Genomic DNA, 233 nt, shown 5'->3' on the forward strand with positions numbered 1-233 from the left:
GTGTTATTAGAGAGGGTACTCTCATTAAGAGTTAATGTACCAAAGTTCGCGATCGCGCCCCCATCATCCGCAGCAGTGCTATTACTAATCGTACTTTGATCAATTGTCAGATCTTCTTGATTAAGAATTGCACCACCATCTTCTGTCCCAGAGGTTGCACCATTGGTAAGGGTTAATCCTTCTAAGTTAACCGCGATCGCGCTTGCGGTTCCATCATCAATATTGAACACACG

1 protein-coding gene is annotated in these 233 nt (G+C 44.2%); it reads right to left on the bottom strand.

Going from position 1 to position 233, the window contains the following annotated elements; all coding sequences use genetic code 11:
* Positions 1-233, bottom strand: a 233-nt coding sequence (locus tag R0J87_RS25075) for a hypothetical protein (protein ID WP_498889735.1), incomplete at both ends; no start/stop codon positions are given.

The sequence above is a fragment of the Halomonas sp. SIMBA_159 genome (genome assembly GCF_046536035.1).
Lineage (GTDB): Bacteria > Pseudomonadota > Gammaproteobacteria > Pseudomonadales > Halomonadaceae > Vreelandella > Vreelandella venusta_A.